This window comes from uncultured Microbacterium sp. (assembly GCF_963521695.1).
Classification (GTDB): Bacteria; Actinomycetota; Actinomycetes; order Actinomycetales; family Microbacteriaceae; genus Microbacterium.
This window is the reverse complement of the sequence record NZ_CAUQWC010000037.1, coordinates 1-19,538: the sequence shown is the minus strand read 5'-3', so window position 1 is coordinate 19,538 and position 19,538 is coordinate 1. Positions and strand designations below refer to the sequence as shown.

Below are 19,538 nucleotides of genomic sequence, written 5' to 3'. Positions count from 1 at the left end.
TCCGAGGACCCCGAGGAGCCCTCGGCCGCGAGGGCGGCGCGGAGCTTACGAGCCACGGGGGGCTCGATGGTGGATGAGGGGCTCTTGACGAACTCGCCGAGCTCCTTCAGCTTCGCAAGCGCGACCTTGCTGTCGACGCCGAGCTCGGAAGCGATCTCGTGCACGCGTGGTTTTGCCACAATTCTCCTGTCTGAGGGCCTACCCCGGACAGGGCAGACCGCTAGTTGCGGACGGGTCTCATTTCGAGCCGTTCACTTCGTGTCCATAGCCGTTCAGCCTTTTCGCTGGAGGTGTGATTCGAAGGTCTGCGTGTCAAGCGGGCCTGACACACGCAATGCTCGTACGAAGGCGCGACGCGTGAGAGCTTTCCTCACGCACGCGTCCGTCTCGTGAACCCACGCTCCCCGTCCCGGAAGGACCGCTCGCTCGTCAGCGACGAGGATCGATCCGTGGGCGACCACACGCAGAAGCGAGGATCGGGGGGCGCGTGCGCGGCATCCGACGCACGTTCGTACTGGTTCCATCGTACACCTCGCCGTCGCCCCAGCGACGGACGCTCAGTTGTCTTCGAGGATGCTGTCGGGCTGGATGTCGATCTTCGCGCCGGTCAGCTTGGCGGCCAGGCGGGCGTTCTGCCCCTCTTTGCCGATGGCGAGTGACAGCTGGTAGTCGGGCACCAGGGCGCGAACGGCCTTGGTGGAGGCGTCGAGGACGAACGACGAGGTCACCTTGGCGGGCGACAGGGCATTCGCGACGAAGCGGGGCAGCTCGGCGTCGTAGTCGATGATGTCGATCTTCTCGCCCGCGAGCTCTTCGGTGACGGCGCGGACGCGGCGGCCCAGCTCACCGATGCAGGCACCCTTGGCGTTGACCGTCGGGTCGTTCGCCTTGACGGCGATCTTCGAGCGGTGGCCGGCCTCGCGGGCGAGCGACACGATCTCGACGAGACCCGCGGCGATCTCGGGGACCTCGAGGGCGAAGAGCTTGCGCACCAGGCCGGGGTGGGTGCGCGACACGGTGATCTGCGGACCCTTGTTGCCCTTGGAGACGCTGGTGACGTAGACGCGCAGACGCGAGCCGTGCGCGTACGTCTCGCCAGGCACCTGCTCCTCGGGCGGGAGGATGGCCTCGACGGTGCCGAGGTCGACGTGCACCATGCGCGGGTTCGGACCCTGCTGCACGACACCCGCGACGATGTCACCCTCTTTTCCGCGGAACTCCCCCAGCACGGCGTCGTCGGCGATGTCGCGGAGGCGCTGGCTGATGACCTGCTTCGCAGCGAACGCCGCGATGCGACCGAAGTCGTCGGGCGCCTGCTCCTCTTCGCCGATGACGGCGCCCTCTTCGTCGGTGACGGGGGTGAAGATGCCCACGTGACCGGTCTTGCGATCGAGCGTCGCACGCGCACCCTCGGGGATCTCACCGCTGGGCGAGATGTGCTTCGCGTAGGCGGTCAGGATCGCCTGCTCGATGATGCGCGCGAGTTCGTCGAAGGGGATCTCCTTCTCGCGTTCGATCGTCTTGAGAAGTGCGAGATCGATGTCCACAAGGCCCTCCGTTATTCAGCTCTCGTCGACGCGACCGGCGCCGACAACCCTCCTACGATACCCGGGATGCCGTGTCGCCCGCGACCCGGCGACCGATCCGCTCGACGGCTGGGCTGCGCACGACTCCTGTAATCCGCAGACCGTTTCCCCGCCGACCCGCGAAATCCCGGTACCTCGACCGGCGTGACGTCGCGAGGTTCAGGAGGTGTGCCCGGAACGCCGGTATCGGGTGGTCCGGCGCTCGCGAGTCCCGCGTCAGAGGCGCTCGAGCGGATTCGCCGCGAGCTTCGCCACCACTCCCCCGTCGACCAGCCGCCGCGCCGCGGTGTCGGGCTTCCGCGCCGCCTGGTCGAGCACGCACGCACCGAACTCGGCGGCGAGCGTCCCTCGCGGGTGAGCGCGGAGCACCTCGCGGCGGAAGTCCTCGGGCAGGGCGTCGGGGCGCGACCCCGAGATGTCGAGCGCGGTCGCCGTCTCGAGCAGATGACCCTCGGCATCCATCGACGGATCCACGCTCGGCCAGTTGTGGCGCACGATCACATCGAGCACGCGTTCCCGGCGCTCGCGCGGCCATCCGGCCCCGGCCGTGAGGGCGATCCCGACATGCCCACCCGCGTGCTCGTACGACACCGAATGATTGTCGAACTCGGTCACGATGCCGATGTCGTGGAGCACGGCAGAGACATAGAGCAGCTCGTGGTCGATCCCCGTGATGCCGTCGACGAGGGCGAACGCCTCCGCCCACAGCCAGGAGCGCAGAGCGTGCGCCGTGAGCGCGGTCGACTGGTACTCGGTCGCCAGCGCCAGAGCGCCGCGGGCGGCGAGGGTGTCGGGCACGGGGATGTCGCTGATGCGCACGGAGCCTCCGGGATCGGGTGATCCCTCACTCTGCCGCGACCACGCGGCGAACGGCAGACTTCCGGCAGCCAGCCGTCGGCGTCTTCCTGCCAGAGAACTGTCCACGACGCAGGAAATCGGCCGCGGACGTCGCATCGTTCCGCGCCCGGCGAGGGACGGAATTCGCGTCGGCCGAAACGATTGCCGCGGGGCCGAGGCCCCGGCATCCTGCCCTCGTGTCAGAAGAGACCGGATGCCGCGACCCTCCGGCCGCGGCATCCGAAGCACCTCAGCTGATGGGCGTGGCGTGCCAGATGCGGTCGAGGTAATCGCGCATGGCGCGATCGGACGAGAAGTAGCCGCTCCGCGCGACGTTGAGGATGGCCGAGCGCACCCAGGCATCCTGATCGGCGTACGCGGCGTCGACGCGACCCTGCGCGTCGAGGTACGACCGGAAGTCGGCGAGCGCCATGAAACGGTCGTCGTAGAGCAGGTTCGACACGAGCGGCTCGAAGATCGAACGGTCTCCGTCGGAGAACGCTCCCGATGCGATGAGATCGATGGCGCGACGCAATTCGTCGTCTTCCTGGTAGAAGTCGGCGGGACGGTAGCCCTCGGTCCACAGCGCCTCGACCTCGGGTTCGCTCATGCCGAACAGGAAGAAGTTGTCGTCGCCGACGAGCTTGCGGATCTCGACGTTCGCCCCGTCGTCGGTGCCGATGGTGAGGGCGCCGTTCAGCGCAAGCTTCATGTTTCCCGTGCCCGACGCCTCTTTGCCGGCGAGCGAGATCTGCTCCGACAGGTCGGCGGCCGGGATGATGCGCTCAGCGAGGGTGACGTTGTAGTTGGCGGGATAGAGCACCTTGAGCTTGCCCTTGACGCGTTCGTCGGTGCTCACGACCTCGCCGACGGCGTTGATCAGGTGGATGATGCGCTTGGCCATGCCGTAACCGGGGGCGGCCTTGGCGCCGAAGAGGAACGTGCGCGGCTGCACGGCATCCACGTCGAGACGGCCCGACACGATGCCCTCGTAGGTGCTGACGATGTGCAGCACCTTCAGCGTCTGGCGCTTGTATTCGTGCAGGCGCTTGATCATCACGTCGAGCATGTGACCGTCGTCGAGCGGGGCTTCTCCCCGCGCCTCGAGCACGCGGCTCAGGCGGCGCTTGTTCGAGGCCTTCACCGCGGCGAAGCGCTCGCGGAAGTCGTCATCGTCGGCGAGGGCCTCCAGGCCCCGGAGCCGCTCGAGGTCGACGGTCCAGCCCGCGCCGAGGGCCTCGGTGATGAGGTCGGACAGCTCGGGGTTGGCCAAACGCAGGAACCGGCGGGGCGTGACGCCGTTGGTGACGTTGGTGAACTTATCCGGCCACATCTCGGCGAAGTCCTTGAGCACGTTGTCGCGCAGCAGCTGGGAGTGGAGCTCGGCGACACCGTTCACCTTGGAACCGGCGACCGTGGCGAGGTACGCCATGCGCACGGAGCGGGAGGGGTGCTCGCCGATGATCGACATGTTGCGGATGAGCATCTCGTCGTCGCCGAACCGCTCGCGCACCTCGAGGAGGAACTCGTCGTTGATGCGGTAGATGATCTCGAGGTGTCGCGGCAGCAGACGCCCGAGCAGGTCGACCGACCAGACTTCGAGCGCCTCGGGCAGCAAGGTGTGGCACGTGTACGCGAAGCACTTCTGCGTGATGGCCCACGCGGCATCCCACTCGAGCTTCTTCTCGTCGACCAGGACGCGCATGAGCTCAGGGACGCCGATGACGGGGTGGGTGTCGTTGAGCTGGAAGATGACGCGCTCGGGCAGCTTCTCGATGTCGAAGTCGTCGGGCAGCACGTTGCCGATGAAGTCGGCGATGGAGGCGGCGACGAAGAAGTACTGCTGCTGCAGACGGAGCTCTTTGCCCTGGGGGGTGGAGTCCTCGGGGTAGAGCACCTTCGAGATGTTCTCGGCGAAGGTCTGCGCGCGCACCGACTGGACGTAGTCGCCGGAGTTGAAGGTGTGCAGGTCGAAGGCGTTGGTGGCCACCGCACGCCACAGGCGCAGGGTGTTGACGCGTCCGTTGTGGTAGCCGGGCACCATCATGTTGTACGGCACCGCGAGGACGTTCCACTCGGGGACCCAGCGGGTGCGCTCGACGCCGTCGTCGTCGTAGGTCTCGGTGGTGCCGGCGAACGAGATGGTCTGCGCGGCCTCGGGGTGGGCGAAGTCCCACGGCGAGCCCATGCGCAGCCAGGCGTCGGGCTGCTCGATCTGCTGACCGTCGGCGAACGCCTGACGGAAGATGCCGTACTCGTAGCGGATGCCGTAACCGATCGTCGGAACGCTCATGGTCGCGAGCGAGTCGATGAAGCACGCGGCGAGGCGCCCGAGACCGCCGTTTCCGAGCCCGGGCTCGATCTCGACCTGGCGCAGGTCGTCGATGTCGATACCGCACTGCGCGAGCGCTTCGGTCGCGATGTCGGTCAAGCGCGAGGCGAGCAGGTTGTTGTCGAGTTGGCGGCCCAGCAGGTATTCCGCCGAGAGGTAGCACACGGTCTTGTTCTGCTGGGCCTTCTGCTGCGCCCGATCGTCGAACCACCGCGCCATGAGGTAATCGCGCACCGTGTAGGCGAGCGCGAGGTATTGATCGTTGACGTCGGAGGCCGACAGCGTCACGCCCTGATCGAAGTTCAGGTTCTGGAGGAACTGTTTCGCGAAACCGTCGACGGATGCCGCGGGGGCGACGACGGGCGCGATGGCCAGCGGGTGGGTGGGGCGCAGCTCAGAGGTGTTCTCGGGCACCATCCGACCGTAATGAGTCGCGCGCCGCGGCGCCAAGGCGGAACGGGAACGACACACGATCTTCACCCGTTCGCCGCATTCCTTGAAGGAACCCCACAGGTGCGCTCACCCTCCTCCCCGCGGGGGACCCGTCCGCCGAGCGCAGACGAGTGGCGCGGTGCCGCACGAGGCCGTACGGTTCCGGGATGCCCTCCTCCGCCCGCTCCGTCGCGCGTGACGCCGAGGCCAACCCCGCCTTCCGCGTCGCTGCCCCCGCGGGCTACGTCGCCAACGGCATCCTGCATCTGCTCATCGGCGGGCTCGTGCTCGCCGTGGGTTTCGGTGCCGCGGAAGACACGGATCAGACGGGAGCCTTCCGCGCCGTGGCGGCCCTGCCGCTGGGGGCGGTAGCGCTCGGGGCGCTCGCCCTGGGCCTGGTGGCCCTGGGATGCTGGCATCTGCTGCAGGCCGTCGCCCCGCGCGGCCTCTCGGGGTGGAAGCGTCTCGCGCGGGTAGCGGCCGAGGCGCCGCAGGGCGTCGTCTTCATCGTGATCGGCGTGATCTCGGCATCCGTCGCCCTCGGCGCCCGCCCTCACGCGGAACAGGCGGCGGAGGACGCCAGCGAGGTCGCACTCACCCTGCCGATCGGCGGGTTCATCCTGGGGACGGTGGGACTGGCCGTGGCGGGCGTGGGGATCGGTTTCGGGTGGATGGGCCTTCGGCGCTCTTTCCACAACAAGGTGCGGCTGCCCGACGGCGTGGGAGGTCACGTGCTCAGCGCACTGGGGGTGGTGGGGTTCCTCGCGAAGGGCGTGGCGCTCGTCATCGTGGGCGTGCTGCTGGTCATCGCCGCCGTACGGATCGAACCCGACACCGCCGGCGGCCTCGACGGGGCGGTATCCGCGCTGATCGAGCTGCCCGCGGGTCCGTTCCTCGCCCTGCTCGTGGGGCTCGGATTCCTCGCGTACGGCGTGTTCACGGTCTTCCGTGCGCGCTATGCGCGGTTGGACGCGTAGCGCCCGAACACCCCCGCGGGGGTTTGGTTCGCGGATGCCGTTCAGTCCCCCAGGGGCGCGGATGCTCGGCCGCGTCCTGCGCGGCGGACTCAGTCGAGCGCGGGGTCGCGCCCGGTGCGCTCACCCGTGTCGAGCCCGGCGATCGCGGCGTGATCGTCGGCGGCGAGGGTGAAGTCGAACACATCGCCGTTCTCGCGGATGCGCTCCAGCGACACCGACTTGGGGAACACCACCAACCCCCGGTCGAGGTGCCAGCGCACCACGACCTGCGCCGCGGTCTTGCCGTAGCGCTCGGCGATCCGTGCGAGCACGGGCTCATCGAGCAGTCCGCCGCGCGCCAGCGGTGCCCACGACTCCGTGACGATGCCGTTCGCGGTGTCCCAGTCGACGAGCGCGTCCTGCGGAAAGCGCGGGTGCAGCTCGACCTGGTTGACCGCCGGCAGCACACCGGTCTCGGCGCGGAGGCGCTCGAGGTGCGAGATGGCGAAGTTGCTGACGCCGATCGAGGTCGCCAGCCCCTCCTGCTGCAACCGCAGCAGGGCGCGCCACGTGTCGACGTACCGGTCGGCGCTGGGGATGGGCCAGTGGATGAGGTACAGGTCGACCCGGTCGAGGCCCAGCCGTGCGCTGCTGGCGTCGAACGCGCGCAGCGTCTCGTCGAAGCCCTGGTCGTCGTTCCACACCTTGGTGGTGACGAAGACCTCGTCGCGGTCGAGACCCGAGGCGCGCAGCCCCTCCCCCACCTCGGTCTCGTTGCCGTAGAGCGCGGCGGTGTCGACGTGCCGATAGCCCGCGGCGAGCGCACCCTCGACGAGATCGGCGGTGACGTCGGCGGGCACCTTGTAGGTGCCGATGCCGAGCTGCGGGATCGTGGAGCCGTCGGACAGCGACAGGCGGGGGGCGGCGATCATGGCGTCCACGCTACCGGCGTGCGCGCCCCACAAAGGCGGAACGGCATCCCCCCGACGTCCATCGAGGGGATGCCGCGCCGCGAAGGTTCAGCGCGTGAGCGACGCCACCGCGTCGGAGACCGAGACGGTCTCTCGCTCACCCGTGCGGCGGTCCCAGAGCTCGACCTGGCCCTCGGCGGCGCCGCGACCGACGATGAGGATGCGCGGGATGCCGACGAGCTCGGCGTCGCCGAACTTCACGCCGGGAGAGACCTTGGGGCGATCGTCGTAGAGCACGTCGAGGCCGGCGGCCTCGAGCTGATCCGAGACGGATGCCGCGAGCTCGAACGCGACCGCGTCACGACCGGTGGCCACGACGTGCACGTCGAACGGGGCGACCGACTCGGGCCAGATGAGGCCCTTGGCGTCGTTGTTGAGCTCGGCGATGATCGCGAGGATGCGGGTGACGCCGATGCCGTACGAGCCCATCGTGACGGTGGCGAGCTTGCCGTTCTCGTCGAGCACCTTCAGCCCGAGCGCCTCGGCGTACTTGCGGCCGAGCTGGAACACGTGACCGATCTCCATGCCACGCGCCAATTCCACCGGGCCGGAGCCGTCGGGAGCCGGATCGCCGGGTCGGACGGTGGCGACCTCGACGAAGCCGTCGCCGACGAAGTCCCGGCCGGCGACGAGGGAGTGCACGTGCTTCTGGTCGATGTTCGCGCCGGTGATCCACGCGGTGCCGTCGACGACGCGGGGGTCGAGCACGTAGCGGATCTTCGTGGCCGACTCCTCGCCCAGCACTGCGCCCGTCGGCGACCAGGGGCCGATGTAGCCCTTGACCAGCAGGGGGTGCTTCGCGAAGTCGGCCTCGGTGGCGGCTTCGACCTCGGCGGGTGCGAAGGCGACCTCGACGCGCTTGTCGTCGACGTCGCGGTCGCCGGGAAGGCCGACGACGACGAGCTCGCGCGTGCCGTCGAGATGGGTCAGGGCCAGCACGACGTTCTTCAGCGTGTGGGCGGCCGTCCAGACGGTCGCGTCGGCGGTCGCGGGTCCGGCGACGCCGGAGGCGGGCGCGTCGAGGTGCGCGTTCGCGTGGTCGACGAGGGTCGCGATCGTCGGGGTGTTCGGGGAGTCGAAGATCACGGCATCCGGCTGCCCCTCGATGGGGAGCGCGTCGGGAGCCACCGTCGTGAACGCCTCGACGTTGGCGGCATACCCGCCGGCCGAGCGCACGAAGGTGTCCTCCCCGATGGGGGTCGGGTGCAGGAACTCCTCCGACTTCGACCCGCCCATCGCTCCCGCGTCGGCGGCGACGATGACGTACTCGAGGCCGAGGCGGGTGAAGATGCGCTCGTAGGCGTCGCGTTGCGCCTGGTACGAGGCGTCAAGGCCGGCATCCGTGGCGTCGAACGAGTACGCGTCCTTCATCGTGAACTCGCGGCCGCGCAGGAGGCCGGCGCGGGGACGCGCCTCGTCGCGGTACTTGTCCTGGATCTGGTAGAGCGTCAGCGGCAGGTCTTTGTACGACGAGTAGAGGTCCTTCACCAGCAGGGTGAACATCTCCTCGTGAGTGGGCGCGAGCAGGTAGTCGGCACCCTTTCGGTCCTGCAGGCGGAACAGCGCATCGCCGTACTCCTCCCAGCGGCCCGTGACCTCGTACGGTTCACGGGGAAGGAGCGCCGGGAAATGCACCTCGAAGGCCCCGGCGTTCGCCATCTCTTCGCGCACGACCGTCTCGATCTTGGCCTTGACCTTCAGGCCCAGCGGCAGCCATGCGAAGATGCCCGGGGCGTTGCGGCGGATGTAGCCGGCGCGCACGAGCAGACGGTGACTCGTGACCTCGGCATCCGAGGGATCTTCGCGGAGCGTGCGGAGGAAGTAGTTCGACAGACGGGTGACCACGAGAGTCGAGTCTAGGCCGCGTGGGTGAGCGTTGAGGATGCCACGGACTCAGCCCAGCGCGGCGATGATGGCCGCCGCGACCTCGCGCGCCCGCTGCTCGGTCAGGTTGTTCACATCGACGTCGATCACCCCTCCGGACGCGTCCGCGCGCACGCTCCCCCCGTTGCCGTCGGCACGCGCGAGCCACCACGCGGCCCGTGCTCCCGTCACCGTGACCGGGGTGCCGCCGAAGCGCTCGACCTCGCGCGCGTCCGACACCTCGCCCGCCCCGATGCTGACGCGGAGGAAGGGAGGCGCCGTCTCGTCGTAGGACGTGGGTGCGAAAGAACACCAGGCCGCCGCACCTCGGGCCTCGAGGACGTCCCATACCTGCCCCTGAGGCACGTTGTCGGTCCCGAGGGGTCCGAGGTCGTCGCGGCCGAGCGTCGTTCCCACCGCACCACCGATCTGCTCCCGGCAGTCCCCGAGGCTCCAGGCGTCGGCTCGAAGAGGCCGCTCGCCCACCGCCGAGGCGGCGGGCTTCGATCCGACCTCCGCAACCGCGCGCACGGCGACCGCGGAATCATCGGCATCGGCGACGACCCACGTGTTGCCGAACCGTTGCGAATAGTCGCACGGGCCGCCTCCCTCGCACACCGGAACACCGTCTACGCGAGCCCGCACCTGCTCAGGAACGACCGACCATGGAAGAACGGTGATGTTCAGCGCCCGCCAGTCCTCCGGGGCCTCGCCGCGCCACTGGCACGAGATCCCGCCGAGAACGTCGCTATCCCACACCGGCAGGCCGGGGGACAGCCGGACGTCCGCACCCACGAGGGCCGATGCCGCTGCGTCGTCGAGCACCGCGGAGCAGTCGCCGCCGAAAGCGACGGCCGGGGCAGTCGGAGTCGAGTTGGGCGAGGACGTCGGGGTCGTGGTGGGCGCGAGAGTCGGCGAGGGCTCGGTGGAGGCGGTCGCACTCGGCGCCGGTGTCGTCGCGACGGGCGGGGCGCTGAGCGTCGACGTCGCGGCCACTCCCCCGGCGATGGCGACCACGAGCACCGCGGCGATGGATCCCGCGATCACCGCGTTCCGGTGCGCGCCGACCGGCTTGATCCCGCGCGCACCACCCAAGATCTGAGCGCGCAGAGCCGAACGCTCGGAGGGCGTCAGTTCGTCGTTCATGCCCGAACCCCTTCCAGCGCGAGCTCATCGCGCAGTTTCGCTTTCGCGCGGGCCAACCGCGACTTCACGGTCCCGGCAGGAATTCCCAGGGCCTCCGCCACCTCGCGCTCGGCGTACCCCTCCAGCACCGACAGCACCACGACCGCCTGCTCCCGTTCGGGCAGACGCTTCAACGCCGACAGCACGCCACTGTCGTCGTGCCCCGCGGACGGCACCGCCTCCACCACCGGCGCCCGGTCGAGCAGCGCCCGATACCGCCGACTCGAACGCTCCAGGTTCCGAGCGCAATGCGCCACCGTCGTCAGCAGCCACGGCAACGGCGACCCATCCACCAGACGCACCGTGACGCGCTTGCGCCACAGCTCGAAGAACGCCACCGTCACGGCATCCTTCGCATCCTCCCGGTGCGTCAGCAACCGCGACGCATGCCGGAACAGACGCGCCTCGTGCCGATCGAACAGCGCGGCGAGCGCGAGCTCGTCGCCTTGGCGCACCCGGGTCCAGAGCCCGGCGTCGTCATCATCCACACTCAGAAGTGTCCGCCAGACGGGCATCGGTTCCCCCACCCGATAACGAAACGACAACAGCGCAGTGACCATGGCCGCAGCAACCCCCGGCACGCCCGGCGTCACCCCGCGGAGGGCGGACGACCCGCGGCGGCGCTCCCGTCTCACCACGCGCTCCGACGCCGACCGACCCGACTGCGGGATCGCGACATAGCCTGGAGCGATGACCACGATCCTGCTCACCGGGTTCGAGCCGTTCGCGGGCGATGCCACGAATCCGTCCGGCGACGCGGTGAACACGGTCGCCGCGGGCTGGCGCGGGCCGGAGCGCTTGGTCGTCGACGTGCTGCCGGTCGCTTTCGACGCGGCGTCGGCGCGCCTGCGTGCGCTCATCGCCGTGCACCGCCCCGACATCGTCGTCGCGACGGGGCTCGCCGGCGGCCGGAGCCAGGTCACCCCCGAACGGGTGGCCGTCAACCTCGCCGATGCGCGGATCCCCGACAACGACGGCGCGCAGCCCGTCGACCTGGCGGTGGTGCCCGGCGGCCCTGCGGCCTACTTCGCGACGATCCCCGTCAAGGCCATCGCGGCGGCCGTGGCCGCCGCCGGCATCCCGTCCGCCGTCTCGCATTCCGCCGGCACGTTCGTCTGCAATCACGTGATGTTCACCGCACTGGATGCCGCCGCGCCCGGTGTTCGGGCAGGGTTCGTGCATGTGCCGTACGCCCGTGAAGAGGCCCCCGAAGGCGCCCCCGCGCTCCCCCTCGCCGACATCGCGCGGGCGCTCGAGATCGCGGTGCGCACCTGTGTCGAGGTTGCCGACGACCTTTCGACCCCCGCGGGCGCCCTGCACTGAGGCGAGCCGGGCTCAGTCCCCAGGCTCACCGTCGCCCCGCGTGCGAACGGCCGGACCGACCTGCGAGCCTCCTACCCACCGCCCCGCACGGGAACGATCGGGCAGTCTCCGTTCGCACGCTCCGCCGCCGCCCTGCGCGAGAACGACTCGGCAGTCTCAGCCCGCGCGCCGCCCCACATGCAGCACGGCGCGCACGACGAGTCCGGCCACCAGCGCCCAGAACGCTGCGCTCACCCCGAACACCGCGATCCCGGATGCCGCGACGAGGAACGTCACGACCGCAGGCACCCGCTCGCCCGGGTCGTCGATGGCCTGTTGCACCGCCGAACCGAACGCGCCGAACAGCGCGACGCCCGCGACGGCGGGGATGACGCCGGCGGGGGCCAGCAGCACGATCGCAGCGAACGCCGCCGACAGTGCGCCCAGCACCAGGTAGGTGCCGCCCGCGGAGACGCCCGCGACCCACCGGCGCTTCGGGTCGGGGTGCGAATCCGGTCCCGCGGCGATCGCCGCGCTGATCGCCCCGAGGTTCATCGCGTGCCCGCCGAAGCCGGCGGCCGCGGCCGACCCGAGTCCGGTCACGAGCATGGCCGGACGCCACGGGATCGTGTAACCGAGACTGCGCATGACGGCGACGCCCGGCACGTTCTGCGACGCCATCGTCACCACGAACAGTGGCAGGGCGATGCCGACCACCGACCCCACGGTGAGGGTCGGCAGCGTGAACTCCAGCCGGGGCAGCAGGGTCGCGGCATCCATCTCGACGCCCGTGCGGGCGAGTTCGACGGCCACGACGACGATCGCCGCGACGAAGGCCAGCGGCACCGCCCAGCGCGGCAGGAGACGGGATGCCACGAGCCAGACGATCAGCACCGGCGCGACGCCCCACGGGTCGTCGACGACACCGACGAACGGCGCCACGCACAGCGGCAGCAGCACGCCGGCCAGCATCGCCTGCGCGATCGAGGGGGGAATGCGGGCGATCAGGGCCCCCAGCGGGGGGAACAGCGCGGTGCAGAGGATCAGCGCCGCCGACACGAGGAATCCGCCCACGACCGCCGGCCAGCCCCCGTCGACCGAGCCCGTCGCCGCCAGCAGAGCGACGCCGGGCGTCGACCACGCGACGGTGATCGGGATGCGATAGCGCCCGGCGAGCAGGATGCAGCCGATCCCGACGACGAGCGTGATGGCCAGCAGGCCGCTCGCCGCCTGCTCAGGGGTGGCGCCCACGGCCCGCAGGCCCGTCAGCACGACCGCGAAGGTGCTGGTGAAGCCGACGAGAGCGGTGACGACCCCGGCGATGAGCGGGCGGGTGAGGGAGGCGGCGGGTGTCTCGGTCATGAGGATCCCGACGCTAGCGGAACCCCGCTCCGCGCCGCCGACGCCGTTGCGCGCGGCGGCCGGGTGACAGCCGACTCAGGCCGTGATGACCTGCGCGGTGCCGGTGGCGGCGTCGGGGCCCATCTCGGCGGCGAGGCGGTTCGCCTCGGCGATGAGCGTCTGCACGATCTCCGACTCGGGAACGGTCTTGACGACCTCGCCCTTGACGAAGATCTGGCCCTTGCCGTTGCCCGACGCGACACCGAGGTCGGCGTCGCGCGCTTCGCCGGGGCCGTTCACGACGCAGCCCATGACGGCCACGCGCAGCGGCACGGTCATGTCCTTGAGGCCCTCGGTGACATCGTCGGCGAGCGTGTAGACGTCGACCTGCGCACGGCCGCACGAGGGGCACGAGACGATCTCGAGCTTGCGCTCGCGGAGGTTCAGCGACTGCAGGATCTGGTGGCCGACCTTGACCTCTTCGGCGGGCGGGGCCGAGAGCGAGACGCGGATCGTGTCGCCGATGCCCTCCGACAGCAGGATGCCGAACGCCGTGGCGCTCTTGATCGTGCCCTGGAACGCGGGTCCGGCCTCGGTCACACCGAGGTGAAGGGGCCAGTCGCCCCGCTCGGCGAGCAGGCGGTAGGCCTTCACCATGACGATCGGGTCATTGTGCTTGACCGAGATCTTGAAGTCGTGGAAGTCGTGCTCCTCGAACAGCGAGGCCTCCCACACGGCGCTCTCCACGAGCGCCTCGGGCGTGGCCTTGCCGTACTTCTCGAGCAGGCGGCGATCGAGCGACCCGGCGTTGACGCCGATGCGCAGCGACACGTTCGCGGCCTTGGCCGCCTTCGCGATCGCGCCGACCTGGTCGTCGAACTTGCGGATGTTGCCCGGGTTGACGCGCACCGCGCCGCAGCCGGCGTCGATCGCCTGGAAGACGTACTTCGGCTGGAAGTGGATGTCGGCGATGACCGGGATCTGGCTCTTCTTCGCGATGATGTGCAGCACATCCGCGTCGTCCTGCGACGGCACGGCCACGCGCACGATCTCGCAACCGGATGCCGTGAGCTCGGCGATCTGCTGCAGCGTGGCGTTGATGTTGGTGGTCGGGGTCGTGCACATGGACTGCACGCTGACCGGCGCGTTACCGCCGACGAGCACCTTGCCGACCTTGATCTGACGAGTCTTCCGACGAGGCGCGAGGACCTCCGGCACGCGGGGCATCCCGATGTTCACTGCAGGCACGCCGTTCAGCCTACGCCTCGGGTCCCGCACGGAGGCTGAAGACGCCCTGTGGTAGGTTCGGCGCCATGCGCGCGTACACACCCTGGTGGCACACCGTCTAGGCGGTGCGCACGCATGCAACAGACCGCCCTCCCCCTGGGGAACCCGGGCGGTCTTCGTGTTTTCGGCGGCCGCTTTGGACCCTCCCTCACAGACGGAAAGACTCTCGATGACCGGGCCCGACCCCTCCTCTCTGCTCCTCGACCTCGCCGCCGGCACCGTCCCCTTCGCGTTGATCGCCCGCGACGACGCGACCGTCGAGGTGCTCACCGGTGACGTCGTCGACGTCGAGTTGCTCGCCGACATCCCCCTGACGGATGCCGAAGGCACAGCGCGCGAGGTCCTCGCCCTCGTGCCCTACCGCCAGGTGCGCGAGCGCGGCTTCGTCTGCCATGACGACGCCGCGCCGCTGCGCTGCCTCATCATCGACGAGCGCGTCGCCGTCCCGCGCGCCGATGCCATGGCATCCCTCCCTTCCTCCCCCGTCTCCTTGACCGGAGCCGGTTTCGACATCGCCGACGAGGAGTACGCCGACATCGTCCGTCGCGTCATCGCCGAGGAGATCGGTCGCGGCGAGGGCGCCAACTTCGTCATCCGCCGCGATTTCGTCGCCGGGGTCGACGTCGATCCGCGCATCGCCGCGCTGACGTGGTTCCGCGCGTTGCTTGAGCACGAGAAGGGCGCCTACTGGACCTTCGCCGTCGTCACCGACGGGCACATCGCGGTCGGAGCGAGCCCCGAGGCGCACGTCAGCGCCAAGGACGGCATCGTCACGATGAACCCCATCTCGGGTACCTTCCGCCACCCCGCGGGCGGCGCGACCGCCGACACGCTGGCGGAGTTCCTGCGTTCGACGAAAGAGACCGAGGAGCTCTTCATGGTCGTCGACGAGGAGCTGAAGATGATGAGCGCCGTCTGCAGCGACGGCGGGCGCATCACCGGTCCGCACCTGAAAGAGATGTCGCGCCTCACGCACACCGAGTACATGCTGCGCGGGCGGAGCGACCTCGACCCCCGTGACATCCTGCGCGAGACGATGTTCGCGCCCACCGTCACCGGCTCCCCGATGCAGAACGCGTGCACGGTCATCGCCCGCCACGAGTCCACGCCGCGTGGCTACTACTCCGGCGTCGCCGCGCTGTTCACCCCGAGCGGTGCGGCCGAGGGCCCCACGCACGACCTCGACGCGCCCATCCTCATCCGTACCGCGTATCTCGTCGACGGCCGCCTCCGCGTGCCGGTCGGCGCAACGCTCGTGCGCCACTCCGACCCGTACGGCGAGGTGGGCGAGACCCACGGCAAAGCGGCGGGTGTGCTCGGCGCCATCGGGGCGATCCCCCGGGACAGCGCGCCGGCCGTCCCCCTCCCCGCGGCGCCCGTCGACGCCGACCCCGACGCCCCTGTCGCGCCGCGCCGCCCGCTGGGCGAGGATCCCGCGATCGCCGAGCTGCTGGCATCCCGCAATGATCGCCTCGCGCCGTTCTGGATGAACCCGCAGGACCCCGACGGCTCCGGTCCCTTCGCCGGCCGAACTGCTCTCGTCGTGGATGCCGAGGATCGTTTCACCACGATGCTCGCGCACCAGCTGCGCCATCTCGGCCTCGACACCCGCATCGTGCACTGGTCGGAGGTGACGGATGCCGAGATCGACGTCGCCGACCTCGTCGTCTCGGGCCCCGGGCCCGGCGACCCGCGCGACGACAGCCCCCGCATGAGTGCGATGCAGCACGTCGTGGGTCGTCGCACAGCTCGACGGGCCCCCCTGCTCGCCGTGTGCCTGAGTCACCAGATCCTCGCCGATTCTCTCGGCATCGAGCTCATGCCGCTCGACAGGCCCCACCAGGGGCTGCAGAAGAGCGTCGATCTGTTCGGTGAAGACGCGTCGATCGGCTTCTACAACACCTTCACCGCGCGTGTGCATCCCGGCGACCGCCGCGGAATCACCTACGGCGGAGGTGACGTCGTGACCCACGTCGACATCGAGGTCGCGGCCGACCCCGACACCGGCGACGTCTACGCCCTGCGAGGGCCCGGGTTCGCCAGCGTGCAGGGACACCTCGAGTCGATCCTGTCGCGCGACGGCATGCGAACGCTGGAGCGTCTCATCGCCCACGCCCTCTGACGGCCCGCCCGAGGTGGCTGAGGCTGACGAAGCCACCCTCGCCGCGCGTCGCACGGACTCTTCGACACGCTCAGGGACCTCTCGATCCCCGGAAGCTGAGCCTGTCGAAGCCCCCGCACCCGACGCCGACGCGGTTCTCCCCACAGGGGTGGCTGAGCCTGTCGAAGCCACCGCGCCGCAAGTCGCCCGGACCCTTCGACAAGCTCAGAGACCTCTCGATCCCCGGGAGCTGAGCCCGTCGACGCCAGCCGTACCCGTCAGAGCAACTGCACCGGGTTGAAGACGTCGGCGAGGAACAGCACTCCGCCCATGCCGATGAGCAGCACGACGACGACGAAGGTCACGGGGACGAGCTTGGTGGCATCCACCGGCCGCGCGACCTTCCCGCGCAGGCGCGCGATCCAGCGCTTGAGGCCGTCCCAGAGGGCCACCACGACGTGCCCGCCGTCGAGCGGAAGCAGGGGGATGAGGTTGAAGACGAACAGTGCGATGTTCAGCGCCGCCAGCAGACCGATGATCGACTGCACGCGCGCGAGGATCGGCGCGTCGACGGCGGCGTATTCGCCCGCGAGACGGCCGGCGCCCACGACGCTGAGCGGACCATTCGGGTCTCGCGGCTGACCGGTGACGAGGTCGGCGGCGGTGTCGTAGATGCGCACCGGCAGCTGCGTCATGATCTGCGCGACGGCGCCCACCTGCTGGATGGTCGCCTCGGGACCCACCCAGATCGGCTGGGGCACGAGAGCCTGCTGGGCGCGGAGGCCCGCGAAGCCGACGCTCTCGTACTCGAGTGCTCCGGCGGCATCCCGTACCGGCTGCCCCTGGGCGTCGGTGACGAGGCGGTCGGTGCGCTCGGGGGTGACGGTGACCGTCTGCGTGGCACCGTCGCGCTCGATCACGACGGGAAGAGCCTGACCGGGGGCGTCCTGGATGATCGCGGCCGCCTCGGCGAAGGTCGACACCGCGCGACCGTCGACCGAAACGACGACGTCACCCGGTTGGATGCCGGCGGCGGCGGCGGGTGCGACCGGGTCGGCCGAGGTGCAGTCGGTGCGGTCCTCGCTCGCGGGGATGACGCACTGCGACACCGAGGCGATGGTGGTGGTGGTGGTCGCGATGCCGATGCCGCTGACGGCGATGGCCGAGAGCACGAAGGCGAGCAGGAGATTCATGACCGGCCCGCCGAGCATGACGACCACGCGCTTCCACACGGGCAGCTTGTAGAAGACGCGATCGTCGGCCGCGACCAGGGTCTCGGCGTTGGCGTCGCGTGCGTCCTGCACCATCGTGGCGAAGAAGCGGGAGCGACGTCTCGTCGGCTCCTCTCCCTCGGGGGCGGGCGGATACATGCCCGCCATCGAGATGAAGCCGCCCAGCGGCAGGAGCTTGAATCCGTACTCCGTCTCGCCCACGCGCTTGGACCACAGGGTGGGACCGAACCCGATCATGTACTGGCCGACGCGCACGCCGAAGAGCTTCGCGGGCAGCAGATGCCCGACCTCGTGCAGGGCGATCGAGACGGCCAGGCCGATCACGAGCACGAGCACGCCGATGAGGAAGGCGATCGCGGTCACCCGGCGACCATACCGCCGCTCTGCTTTGAACGGCCCGTGCGACGGCGATGCGGTGTCTGTGCGGCGCCGGATGAGACAATGGACGGGATGCCGACCGACGCGCCCTCGAACCTCCCGCCCGTGCTCCGGCCGGAGCGACCGCCCCGCCGTGACCTCGCGGAACTGGCCCGACGCTTCGGCGTACGCAGCGTCGGTGACGTGGAGGGGACGACCCTGACCGGCATCACCCTCGCCACCGCCGATCTGCGGGCGGGCGAGGCCTTCGTCGCCATCCGCGGAGTCAACCGTCACGGGGCCGATTTCGCCGTGACGGCCGCCGACCGCGGTGCGGTCGCCGTCATCACCGACGCGGACGGGGCCGAGATCGCCGGCCCCGCGGGTCTTCCGATCGTGGTTGTCGACGACCCCCGGGCGCTGCTGGGCGACCTGTCGGCGTGGGTGTACGGCACCGGCGCCGGCGACGACCTGCCGCAGTTGCTAGCCACGACCGGCACCAACGGCAAGACGAGCGTGTCGCACCTGCTCGAGGGGATCCTCGGCCAGCTCGGCGTCGTGACGGGTCTGTCATCCACGGCTGAGCGCCACATCGCCGGCGAGGTCATCGTCTCGCGTCTGACCACGCCCGAGGCATCCGAGTTCCACGCGCTCCTCGCCCTCATGCGCGAGCGCGGCGTCGAGGCGGTCGCGGTCGAGGTGAGTGCGCAGGCCCTCACCCGCCACCGCGTCGACGGGCTCGTGTTCGACGTCGCGGGTTTCACCAACCTCACCCACGACCACCTCGACGACTACGCCGACATGAGCGAGTACTTCGAGGCGAAGCTGCCGCTGTTCCGCTCGGATCGCTCGCGCCGGGGCGTCGTCTGCCTCGACTCCTCGGCGGGCGCCGAGATCGCGACGCGGGCCGAGATCCCGGTCGTCACGATCGTCACCCCGGCGATCGCCGAAGACCCGGCCGTCGATGCCGACTGGACGGTCGACATCGTCGATGAGCGTCAGGAAGGCACCGAGTTCACGCTTCGCGCGCGCGACGGTCGCAGCCTGACCACGGTGGTGCCGGTCATCGGTCGGCACATGGCCGCCAACGCGGGTCTCGCGATCGTCATGCTGCTCGAGACCGGGTACACCTGGGAGCGCCTCGTGCGGACGCTGGACGGCGGTCGCATCGACGCCTCGCTCCCCGGACGCACGCAGCTCGTGTCGGGCGCCGACGGACCGGCGGTCTACGTCGACTTCGGCCACTCCCCCGACGCGTTCGAGAAGACCCTCGCCGCCGTCCGCCGGGTGACCCCCGGCTCGGTGGTCATGGTCTTCGGCGCCGACGGTGATCGCGACGCCACCAAGCGCCACGACATGGGCCGCACCGCCGTGCTCGGCAGCGACATCTTGATCGTCACCGACCACCACCCGCGGCACGAGAATCCGGATGCCATCCGCACGGTGCTCGTCGAGGGTGCCCGTCGGGCACGCCCCGACGCCGAGATCCTCGAGTTCACGCCGCCGGAGCGCGCGATCCTCGAGGCAGTGAAGCTCGTGGGCCCGGGCGATGCGATCCTGTGGGCCGGTCCCGGCCACCAGGACTACCGCGACATCCGCGGCGTGCGCACTCCGTACTCGGCGCGGGAGCTCTCGCGTCGCGCCCTGCGCGCGGCCGGCTGGCCCGTGCCCGACCCGCAGTGGCCGGTGCCCTACCCGGGCGACAGCACCCCGTCGTCCGACCCCGAGCGCCCGGTCGACTTCCCCGCCTGAGGCG

Annotated in this window: 16 protein-coding genes; 4 read left to right on the top strand and 12 right to left on the bottom strand. The window is 70.2% G+C overall.

Annotated features, from left to right (window positions below):
• The 5 genes from RWP81_RS04640 to RWP81_RS04620 form a co-directional block, all read right to left on the bottom strand.
• A partial coding sequence (locus RWP81_RS04640; RefSeq protein ID WP_181373589.1) for a translation initiation factor IF-2 N-terminal domain-containing protein occupies positions 1 to 179 on the bottom strand: 179 nt, incomplete at its 3' end.
• 93 nt (positions 180 to 272) lie between these two features.
• On the bottom strand, positions 273 to 524 hold the full coding sequence (locus RWP81_RS04635) for a YlxR family protein (protein WP_314452776.1): 252 nt from the start codon (positions 522 to 524) through the stop codon (positions 273 to 275).
• Positions 525 to 557: 33 nt separating this feature from the next.
• Positions 558 to 1,547 carry a transcription termination factor NusA gene (gene nusA / locus RWP81_RS04630; RefSeq protein WP_055958004.1) on the bottom strand — a complete coding sequence of 330 codons (990 nt, stop codon included), beginning with the start codon at positions 1,545 to 1,547 and terminating at the stop codon, positions 558 to 560.
• Between the two features lie 255 nt (positions 1,548 to 1,802).
• On the bottom strand, positions 1,803 to 2,405 hold the full coding sequence (locus RWP81_RS04625) for an HD domain-containing protein (RefSeq protein WP_314452772.1): 603 nt from the start codon (positions 2,403 to 2,405) through the stop codon (positions 1,803 to 1,805).
• Positions 2,406 to 2,673: 268 nt separating this feature from the next.
• Positions 2,674 to 5,172, bottom strand: coding sequence for a glycogen/starch/alpha-glucan phosphorylase (locus RWP81_RS04620; protein ID WP_055958009.1), 2,499 nt, complete (start codon positions 5,170 to 5,172; stop codon positions 2,674 to 2,676).
• 182 nt (positions 5,173 to 5,354) lie between these two features.
• Between RWP81_RS04620 and RWP81_RS04615 the strand changes: the two genes are divergently transcribed.
• The gene (locus RWP81_RS04615; protein ID WP_314452765.1) at positions 5,355 to 6,164 is read left to right on the top strand and encodes a DUF1206 domain-containing protein; all 810 of its coding nucleotides are present in this window, start codon (positions 5,355 to 5,357) and stop codon (positions 6,162 to 6,164) included.
• 89 nt (positions 6,165 to 6,253) lie between these two features.
• Here the strand turns inward: RWP81_RS04615 and RWP81_RS04610 are convergent, their stop codons facing one another.
• The 4 genes from RWP81_RS04610 to RWP81_RS04595 form a co-directional block, all read right to left on the bottom strand.
• On the bottom strand, positions 6,254 to 7,075 hold the full coding sequence (locus RWP81_RS04610) for an aldo/keto reductase (RefSeq protein ID WP_314452762.1): 822 nt from the start codon (positions 7,073 to 7,075) through the stop codon (positions 6,254 to 6,256).
• Positions 7,076 to 7,162: 87 nt separating this feature from the next.
• Positions 7,163 to 8,959 (bottom strand): proline--tRNA ligase, encoded by a 1,797-nt coding sequence (locus tag RWP81_RS04605; protein WP_314452759.1) that lies wholly within the window; start codon positions 8,957 to 8,959, stop codon positions 7,163 to 7,165.
• A 48-nt stretch (positions 8,960 to 9,007) separates the two neighbouring features.
• Positions 9,008 to 10,123 (bottom strand): hypothetical protein, encoded by a 1,116-nt coding sequence (locus RWP81_RS04600; RefSeq protein ID WP_314452756.1) that lies wholly within the window; start codon positions 10,121 to 10,123, stop codon positions 9,008 to 9,010.
• The gene (locus tag RWP81_RS04595; RefSeq protein WP_314452753.1) at positions 10,120 to 10,650 is read right to left on the bottom strand and encodes a sigma-70 family RNA polymerase sigma factor; all 531 of its coding nucleotides are present in this window, start codon (positions 10,648 to 10,650) and stop codon (positions 10,120 to 10,122) included. The genes RWP81_RS04600 and RWP81_RS04595 overlap by 4 nt, the downstream gene beginning before the upstream one ends.
• A gap of 202 nt (positions 10,651 to 10,852) precedes the next feature.
• On the opposite strand from RWP81_RS04595, the gene pcp reads away from it, so the two are divergent.
• The gene (gene pcp, locus RWP81_RS04590) at positions 10,853 to 11,485 is read left to right on the top strand and encodes a pyroglutamyl-peptidase I (protein WP_314452751.1); all 633 of its coding nucleotides are present in this window, start codon (positions 10,853 to 10,855) and stop codon (positions 11,483 to 11,485) included.
• Positions 11,486 to 11,641: 156 nt separating this feature from the next.
• On the opposite strand, the gene RWP81_RS04585 is transcribed toward pcp, so the two are convergent.
• Both RWP81_RS04585 and ispG read right to left on the bottom strand, forming a co-directional pair.
• Positions 11,642 to 12,826, bottom strand: a complete 1,185-nt coding sequence (locus RWP81_RS04585; RefSeq protein WP_314452748.1) for a benzoate/H(+) symporter BenE family transporter — start codon at positions 12,824 to 12,826, stop codon at positions 11,642 to 11,644.
• Between the two features lie 75 nt (positions 12,827 to 12,901).
• Complete coding sequence (gene ispG, locus RWP81_RS04580) at positions 12,902 to 14,053, bottom strand: flavodoxin-dependent (E)-4-hydroxy-3-methylbut-2-enyl-diphosphate synthase (RefSeq protein ID WP_243223610.1); 1,152 nt, start codon at positions 14,051 to 14,053, stop codon at positions 12,902 to 12,904.
• 208 nt (positions 14,054 to 14,261) lie between these two features.
• Between ispG and RWP81_RS04575 the strand changes: the two genes are divergently transcribed.
• Positions 14,262 to 16,214: a chorismate-binding protein gene (locus tag RWP81_RS04575; RefSeq protein WP_314452743.1), complete on the top strand. Its 1,953-nt coding sequence runs from the start codon at positions 14,262 to 14,264 to the stop codon at positions 16,212 to 16,214.
• A 257-nt stretch (positions 16,215 to 16,471) separates the two neighbouring features.
• Here the strand turns inward: RWP81_RS04575 and RWP81_RS04570 are convergent, their stop codons facing one another.
• Positions 16,472 to 17,788, bottom strand: coding sequence for a site-2 protease family protein (locus RWP81_RS04570; RefSeq protein ID WP_314452740.1), 1,317 nt, complete (start codon positions 17,786 to 17,788; stop codon positions 16,472 to 16,474).
• 87 nt (positions 17,789 to 17,875) lie between these two features.
• Between RWP81_RS04570 and RWP81_RS04565 the strand changes: the two genes are divergently transcribed.
• Positions 17,876 to 19,534 carry a UDP-N-acetylmuramoyl-L-alanyl-D-glutamate--2,6-diaminopimelate ligase gene (locus RWP81_RS04565; protein WP_314452737.1) on the top strand — a complete coding sequence of 553 codons (1,659 nt, stop codon included), beginning with the start codon at positions 17,876 to 17,878 and terminating at the stop codon, positions 19,532 to 19,534.
• Positions 19,535 to 19,538: the final 4 nt, after the last annotated feature.

Bases quoted from the DNA above. Each gene is read 5' to 3' on its own strand.
- RWP81_RS04635 (WP_314452776.1), bottom strand. From the start codon at position 524: ATGGAACCAGTACGAACGTGCGTCGGATGCCGCGCACGCGCCCCCCGA.
- RWP81_RS04620 (WP_055958009.1), bottom strand. From the start codon at position 5,172: ATGGTGCCCGAGAACACCTCTGAGCTGCGCCCCACCCACCCGCTGGCC.
- RWP81_RS04615 (WP_314452765.1), top strand. From the start codon at position 5,355: ATGCCCTCCTCCGCCCGCTCCGTCGCGCGTGACGCCGAGGCCAACCCC.
- RWP81_RS04610 (WP_314452762.1), bottom strand. From the start codon at position 7,075: ATGATCGCCGCCCCCCGCCTGTCGCTGTCCGACGGCTCCACGATCCCG.
- RWP81_RS04600 (WP_314452756.1), bottom strand. From the start codon at position 10,123: ATGAACGACGAACTGACGCCCTCCGAGCGTTCGGCTCTGCGCGCTCAG.
- pcp (WP_314452751.1), top strand. From the start codon at position 10,853: ATGACCACGATCCTGCTCACCGGGTTCGAGCCGTTCGCGGGCGATGCC.
- RWP81_RS04585 (WP_314452748.1), bottom strand. From the start codon at position 12,826: ATGACCGAGACACCCGCCGCCTCCCTCACCCGCCCGCTCATCGCCGGG.
- RWP81_RS04575 (WP_314452743.1), top strand. From the start codon at position 14,262: ATGACCGGGCCCGACCCCTCCTCTCTGCTCCTCGACCTCGCCGCCGGC.
- RWP81_RS04565 (WP_314452737.1), top strand. From the start codon at position 17,876: ATGCCGACCGACGCGCCCTCGAACCTCCCGCCCGTGCTCCGGCCGGAG.